Here is a 7216-nt window from a genome sequence, read left to right on the forward strand (position 1 = left end):
CCCGTCGGCGAGGCCTACCGCGAGGCCGGCCACGGCCCGTCCGCTCCCCGCCGGGCCGAGCTCGACCGGCCCAGCACCCGCGACACCGCCCTGCTGGACTACCTCATCGCCCACCGCAAGGGCGAGAAGTACCTCCTCGCGACCCAGGCCGCCTACCCCGCGGAGCGTCTGCTGCGCGCTCAGGCCCAACCCGTGCTCGTCATGGGCGGGTTCACCGGGAAGACCCCCTTCCCCAGCGCCCCGCAGCTCGGCGGCCTGATCGCCGCTCACCAACTCCGCTACGTGCTGCTCACCCACCTGCGCCCCACCACCCCCGCCACGACGTGGGTGAGGTCCCACTGCGAGCGCGTCCGCTCCGGGGCCTACGGCCGGCGCACCAGGGGCGACTTCGTCCTCTACGACTGCCGCGCGCAGGGCATCCGCGCCACCACGACGAGGTGGGATCCCTCGCCCGCAGCCTCGAACTGATCAGACAGCGCCTCCCCCGGGCCGACGCACCGCCCGCGCCCGGTTCCCCGGACGGCGCGCCCGCCACCTCCGCCTCCACATCCCCGTCCGGCCCCGGACCCAGGAGCTGACCCGCCGTGCTCTTCCTGTACTGCGTCCTTGCGACGTGCTGCGCCGGCCTGCTCGTCGCAGGCATCGTCGAACAGCGCCGCCATGACGCGAACGTCGCCGCCATACCCACCCGGGTGCTGGTCAACGGCATTCGCGGCAACCGTGTCGAGCGCAACGGGCAGATGGGCGCGCTCATCCCCCAGCTGGACCCGGACACGGTCTTCCTCATCGGTCACCCCACCAGATCCGCCGCCGACGCCGTGCCCGCCCACTGGACCGGGAACGTCGTCGATCTCGGCGGCGACCGCCGCGACCCCGACCGGCTCACCACCGATCTGCTGGCTCACCTCGGGCCGGACTCCTCGCTCGTCGCCATCGGCAACATCCACGGCCAGGGCGAACTCCTCCTGGAGCGGCTCGCGGCACTCCCGCCCGACAACCCCGACGCCGACCCCGCCGACCCGGGTGACACCCCCCGTCGCCCGGCGCCCACCACAACTCCTTCCATGGAGAGTCCCGTTGATCCCCGCAGCAGTGACCCCGCAGATCACCGCCATCGGCATCGCACTCGGTCTGGTGTTCTCCCTCCTGTGCTCCCTGACCACGAACCTGCCAGGGGCTGCGCGCGGCCCGCCGTCTCTGACCACCCAGGGCCCAGCCCCCGCTCTGACAGCTCAGCGGCTCCTCGTGCTCCGGCGGTCGTATGCCGGAGCCAGATGTAAGGCCCGGTGCTGTGTGCCGGGCCTCGTCCGTTGTACCGTCTGCCCGTGCTGACGCCGGCAGACGGCAGACGCCCTTGTAGAGGTCCCGGTGCGGGGCGGCCGCCGGTCTGTTCCGAGTTCTGAAGCGGATTCAAATGATCTCTGTCCTGATTGTGATCACCACGGTGGTGGCCGGCTGGTCGCTGGTCGCCGGCCGGCTGGAACAGCGGCATGTGCGGGCTCCTCTGGTGCTGGTGCTCGCAGGCGTGGTCACTGGGGTGTTCACGCACAGCCATATCGCCGCCACGTTGAACTCCGAGGTCGCTCAGCATGTGGCCGAGGTCATCCTGGCCGTCCTGCTCTTCGTCGACGCCACCGAGCTGCCGGGCGGGCGACTGTTCGGCGACGACCCCGGCTCCGCCGCGCGGGCACTGCTGGTGGCCCTGCCACTGAGCCTGATCACGATGGTGCTGCTGGGCACGCTGCTGCTGCCCGGCCTGCCGGTCGCGCTGCTGCTGCTCATCGCGTGCATCGTCGTCCCGACCGACTTCGCCCCGGCCGAGACGCTGGTCCGCGACCGGCGCATCCCGGCGAAGGTGCGCAGCGTGCTCAACGTGGAGAGCGGCTACAACGACGGCATCGTCTCGCCCCTCTTCCTGTTCGCACTGATCCTCGTCGGCACCAACACCGTCACCCGCACGCCCATGCAGGCCCTCGGCACTGCCGTGCCGTTCGCACTGAAGGCCCTCGTGGCCGGCTTCGTGGTGGGGGCGCTGGTCGCATGGCTGATCAACCTGGCCGACCGCGCGGAGTGGATGACGGAGCAGTCCCGCCGCGTCGTCGTGCTGGTCACACCGCTGCTCACCTACACCGTGACCACGGCGATGGACGGCAACGGCTTCGTGGCCTCGTTCGTGTGCGGGATCGCCTTCCGCTACATCAGGCAGGCACCGGTCCGCCGACGGGGCGCCTCGGCCCCCCACGCCTCGGACTTCCAGCTCATCGAGGACACCAACTCGATGGCGACGATGTGCATGTGGTTCTTCTTCGGCAACGCCGTGGTGCTCGCCATGGAGGAGGGCGTCCACTGGCCCACCGTCGTGCTCTGCGCCGCAGCGCTCACCGTCGTGCGCATCCTTCCGATCATGCTCGCCTTCCTCGGCTCGAAGTTCACCTGGCGCGAGAGGCTCATGGTCGGCGCGCTCGGACCACGCGGCACCACCTCCATCGTGTTCGGCCTGCTCGCCTTCAACGCTCTGCCGGACGGGCCGTACGCCGACACCGCCCTGTACGCCATGACCCTCACGGTGCTCGGCAGCATCCTGCTCCACGGCGGCGGCTCCGTGGCCATCGCCCGGTCCCTGACCGGCCCGCCCCCGTCAGCTGCCGGCGGACCTGACTCCCCGGAGACCGACGAGCCGGACTCACCGGTCGTCGCCAGACGGAGTTGATGTTCCCGGCGGTGCTGCGTGGTTCACGGTGCCGCCCTGCCACGCGGCGCTGCCGTGCGTGCGGCGCGTCTGCCTCGCGGCCCCGACGGCTCCTACCCCAGGCCGGTCTTCTCCAGCCACTCGGCGGGGGCGGTCCCGACAGTCGCCGGATATGCGGAGAGCGGCCGGACGTCCAGGCTGGGGGCCATGACACAGCATGCTCGTAACACGGAGCCCGAGACCGCCCTGGGGGCGCCGGCCGGCATCGACGCGCGGGGACGTGACGTCACACGTGGCAGAGGCGGGCGGCTGGAACTTCTCGGCCTGACGCTGGCGGCGGGCGCCGGTGTCCTGTTCGTCGCCCGTCCCGAGTTCTACGAAGCGGTGGTGCACATCTTCGCCACGCGGGCGGCCTCACTGGTCCACTGAGCCGGCGATCGGAGATCCGGGCTTCCCGACCGGTGGCATGGCACACCGTGCGCTCCCTGGCATGGCGTCGGTGACGGGCGGCCTCCGCCTGGCCGTCGTACGCCCTGATCGCCGTGATGCCGTTGTGCACCCGCTCGCGCGGCCGACCACGTAGGAAAGGAATCCTGTGAACACCGCATCCGCCCCGAAGGCGACGGGTGCCGGGTCCCCGCGTACCCGCGAGACGCTCAAGGCGCTGTACGGGTACGTCCGTCCGCACCGGTGGGCCGTCGGGCTCGGTCTGCTGTGCGCGCTGGCCGGGGCCGCCGGCGGGCTGCTGCAGCCGCTGGCCACGAAGACGCTGGTGGACCGGCTCTCGTCCGGTGGCACGATCGGCGCCGTCCTGCTGGCACTGACCCTGCTGGTCCTGCTGAGCACGACGGCCGAGGCGTTCGGCGCCTTCGTGCTGGAACGGACCGCGGAGTCGGTGGTGCTCGCCGCCCGCCGCAGCCTCATCGGACGGTTGCTGCGGCTGCGCCTCGCGGAGGTGGACCGGATGCAGCCGGGTGATCTGATGTCCCGGGTGACCTCCGACACCACGCTGCTGCGGGCGGTCAGCACCCAGGCGGTGGTCTCCGCCGCGACGGGGGCGGTGACGCTGGTCGCGGCGGTCGCGGTGATGGCTTTCCTCGATGCCGTCCTGCTCGGCGTCACGCTCGGCGTGGTCGCGGTCGTCGGTGTGGCTGCCGCGCTGGTGATGCCGAAGATCGGGCAGGCCGCCGAGCGTTCGCAGGCGGCTGTCGGGGAGATGTCCACGGGCCTGGAGCGGGTCTTCGGGGCATTCCGTACCGTGAAGGCGTCCGGCGCCGAGGAGCGGGAGACCGCTCGCGTCGAGGCGGCGGCGCGCAGGGCGTGGCGACACGGCGTGCGCAGCGCGAAGTGGGAGGCCTTGCTGGGCTCGGCGGACAACCTCGCCGTCCAGCTGGCGTTCCTCGCGGTGCTCGCCGTCGGCGGGTCTCGCGTGGCGTCCGGGGAGATACCCGTGTCCACGCTCATCGCGTTCCTGCTGTACCTCTTCTACCTGCTGGAGCCGGTGTACAGGCTGGTCGACGCCGCGTCCCACTACCAGGAGGGCGCGGCTGCGATCGCCCGGATCGCGCAGGTGGACGGCCTGGCGACGGAGCCGCAGGACCGGCGCCGCCCGCCGGTGCGTCCGGCGGCGGGAGAGCCGCTGCCGGGAGAGCCGCTGCCGCGTCCGGCCTCGGTCCGCTTCGAGCAGGTGTCCTTCCGCCACGGGTCCGGGCTGCCGGACATCCACCGGCGGGTGGACTTCGAGGTGCCGGGCGGCGGGATGACGGCCATCGTCGGTCCCTCCGGCGCGGGCAAGTCGACGGTCTTCGCGCTCGTCGAGCGGTTCTACGAAGCGACCGGCGGCCGCGTCCTGGTCGACGGCAAGGACGTGACCAAGTGGCCGCTGTCCGAGCTGCGGTCCGTCATCGGGTACGTCGAGCAGGACGCGCCGGTGCTGGCCGGCACGCTGCGCGAGAACCTGGTCTTCGCCGCGCCCGGCGCGACCGACGACGACCTGCGCGAGATCCTCGCCCGCACCGGGCTCGCCGCCCTCGTCGAGCGTCTCCCGCACGGCCTGGACACCCAGGTCGGGCACCGCGGCTCGAAACTGTCCGGCGGCGAACGCCAGCGCGTCGCGATCGCCCGCGCGCTGCTGCGCAGGCCCCGGCTGCTGCTCCTGGACGAGGCGACCTCGCAGCTCGACGCGGTCAACGAGCGAGCGGTGCGGGATGTCATCGCCGAGGCGGCACGCGAGACGACCGTGCTGGTGGTGGCGCATCGCCTGTCCACGGTCACGGACGCCGACCGCATCGTCGTCATGGACGCGGGCACGGTCCGCGCGGTCGGCACCCACGAGGAACTGGTGGCCGAGGACGAGCTGTACGCGCAGCTCGCGGCGAAGCAGCTCCTGACCTCGACGGGACGCCCCCGCGACTGAGACGGGCCTGACCATGGGCTCGCCGGTGCCGCCGGCCGTGCCGGGTGGCGGGATGGTGGCGTCGGGCATCTGCCGGATGCGCCGTGCTGTACCGCCACGGCCGGTTCCTCGACGTTCTGCTCGCCGACAGCCCCCGCGACCCGGACGAGCCCGTCGAGCACATCGCCGGCCTCAGGGTGGAGTACGCCCTCGGGCGAAGGGGACACCGAGTCGCTCTTTGCCTGCCTGTCCCGGCTGCCTCCCCACGTGGATCGCACCGTCTTCTCCGTCAGCTCCCTCGACGGCAGCACCCTGGAGACTGCCTGCGGCGCCGAGTGGTGCGGGGATCGTGCGCGCGGTGCACCGTGCGCCAGGCGCGAGCTGACGCACACGTACGCCACGTCGTGATCAACGCTCCCTGCGCGCCTGCCGGTGCTGACGATCGCCCCCAGGCCGCGCCGGCACCCTGCCCACGCATCCCCCGACATCAGTCGGCCAAGAACAACAGCCGAAGCCCGCAAGGGCGATCCCCCTGCGGGCTTCGGCAGACCGTTCAGGCCGGGATGGGGCAGGAAGCCAAGCCACCCCGACCGGACCTCACCGGACGTGTTTGGCGGGACTGGTGGCGGTGTTGAGCAGGTGCTCCAGAGGGCCGCGGCGGAAGAAGCGGGACCAGACAGTGGCGAACACGATCGCCCCGAGGACGTACATGAGCAGCGGCACCCAGGACTGCTGGGTGCCGGTCCCGGCGGGCGTGGACAGCACGGACTGTGCGACGAAGTGACCGACGTAGGCGGTCAGGGACATGGTGCCCACGGCGATGACCGGTTTTGCCAGGCGGCGCAGTCGCGGCAGGCGGTCCATCAGCACCGTCGCGCCCACGATCACGAGGATCGCAACGCCGACGCTGCCGATGATGTCGAACGTGGTGCCGCTGTGCGGCCCGGCGGCCATCAGTTCCGAGAACGACCGCTGGGGCTCCATGGACCCGCTGCCCATGGACGCCGCCCCGGAGCCACCGGACGACGACATGTCCTCAGCCGTACTCCTCAACGCGTCCTTGCCCGCCAGCAGCAGGGACAAGCCGTAAGCCCCCACGACGAGGCCGGCGCCGAGCGCCGCCAGGCGCCGCTGGACGGCGGCCGCCGACAGGTCCATGCGCGCCAGCGCCATGCCGGCGATCACGAACGGCATCCATGTGAGCGCCGGGTAGAAACCGGTGAGCAGCAGATCCAGCACTCCCACCTCGCTGAGGTGGCGGAGCGGGTCGTAGGCGTTGATGCTCTGCTGGACGGAGTCGCTCAGCCGCGTTGTCAGGACGAACGCCAGTTGCGGAGTGACGAGCGCGAGCCCCGCCGCGATCGTCGCGAGGGTCCCTGCGCTCAGTCGCACCAGGGGCAGGGCGAGGAGGAAGTAGACGCCGTAGAAGCCAAGGATGATCACTCCCCCGTACTCCATCGCCATCACGGTGCCCAGCGCCAGCAGGATCACGGCGCGGATCGCGATCCGGGCTTTCGCCTGCCGGCCGGCCAGGCCGGTCTTCGGCTCGAAGCGCCCCGCGATCAGCATCAGCGAGAACCCGGCGAGGGTGGCGAACAGGACCGACGAGTGACCGTCCGAAATGTACCGGATCCAGCTGGCGACGCCGTGCGTGGCGGACAGCGGGGGGCCGATGTGCACGACGTACATGCCGAACACCGCCAGCGCGCGGGCCAGATCCACCCCGACCAGGCGTCCCGTCGAGGGACCGCCCGGGGCCTGCCCGGCGGACTCGGGCGAGGTTCGGGGCCGTGGAGGTGAGTTCTCCTGCGGTGCCGGTGTCTCCTGGGGCGGCTGTATCTGTGTCATACGGAAAATCCTTCGGTGCCGTCAGGAGGCGGACCATCCGGCAGGCTTCGTTGGCCCCCCCGCCGACCGGCCGGGTCCGCCCCGCCGACCGGCGGAACAGCGCCACGCCGACCGTTCGGCGGGACTCGGGCGCCCACGGACCGATCCCACCGCACGAGAACCGGCCGACACCATCCGCCGAGCCTCGCCCACCCGCCCGCCGACGGGCCGGAGCGCTCCCCCCGAGCGGCTGCGACCGGCCTGCCGGGTGGCGGGCGTCCCCAGCGGCCGCATCACCGCGCGCC

6 protein-coding genes are annotated in these 7216 nt (G+C 72.0%); 5 read left to right on the plus strand and 1 reads right to left on the minus strand.

Annotated features, from left to right (window positions below; translation table 11 throughout):
• From IE239_RS40925 to IE239_RS40945, 5 genes are all read left to right on the plus strand, one after another.
• The coding region (locus tag IE239_RS40925; RefSeq protein WP_506005311.1) for a mannosyltransferase YkcB-related protein at positions 1–468 on the plus strand (468 nt) is incomplete at its 5' end.
• Positions 469–584: 116 nt separating this feature from the next.
• Complete coding sequence (locus IE239_RS42855; protein ID WP_308435467.1) at positions 585–1280, plus strand: hypothetical protein; 696 nt, start codon at positions 585–587, stop codon at positions 1278–1280.
• A 134-nt stretch (positions 1281–1414) separates the two neighbouring features.
• Positions 1415–2710 (plus strand): cation:proton antiporter, encoded by a 1296-nt coding sequence (locus tag IE239_RS40935; protein ID WP_190154526.1) that lies wholly within the window; start codon positions 1415–1417, stop codon positions 2708–2710.
• Between the two features lie 186 nt (positions 2711–2896).
• Positions 2897–3118 (plus strand): hypothetical protein, encoded by a 222-nt coding sequence (locus IE239_RS40940; protein WP_190154527.1) that lies wholly within the window; start codon positions 2897–2899, stop codon positions 3116–3118.
• 166 nt (positions 3119–3284) lie between these two features.
• On the plus strand, positions 3285–5105 hold the full coding sequence (locus IE239_RS40945) for an ABC transporter ATP-binding protein (RefSeq protein ID WP_190154528.1): 1821 nt from the start codon (positions 3285–3287) through the stop codon (positions 5103–5105).
• A gap of 576 nt (positions 5106–5681) precedes the next feature.
• Here the strand turns inward: IE239_RS40945 and IE239_RS40950 are convergent.
• On the minus strand, positions 5682–6932 hold the full coding sequence (locus IE239_RS40950) for a DUF418 domain-containing protein (protein WP_190154529.1): 1251 nt from the start codon (positions 6930–6932) through the stop codon (positions 5682–5684).
• Positions 6933–7216 lie beyond the last annotated feature (284 nt).

It is taken from the genome of Streptomyces humidus, assembly GCF_014649655.1.
Lineage (GTDB): Bacteria > Actinomycetota > Actinomycetes > Streptomycetales > Streptomycetaceae > Streptomyces > Streptomyces humidus.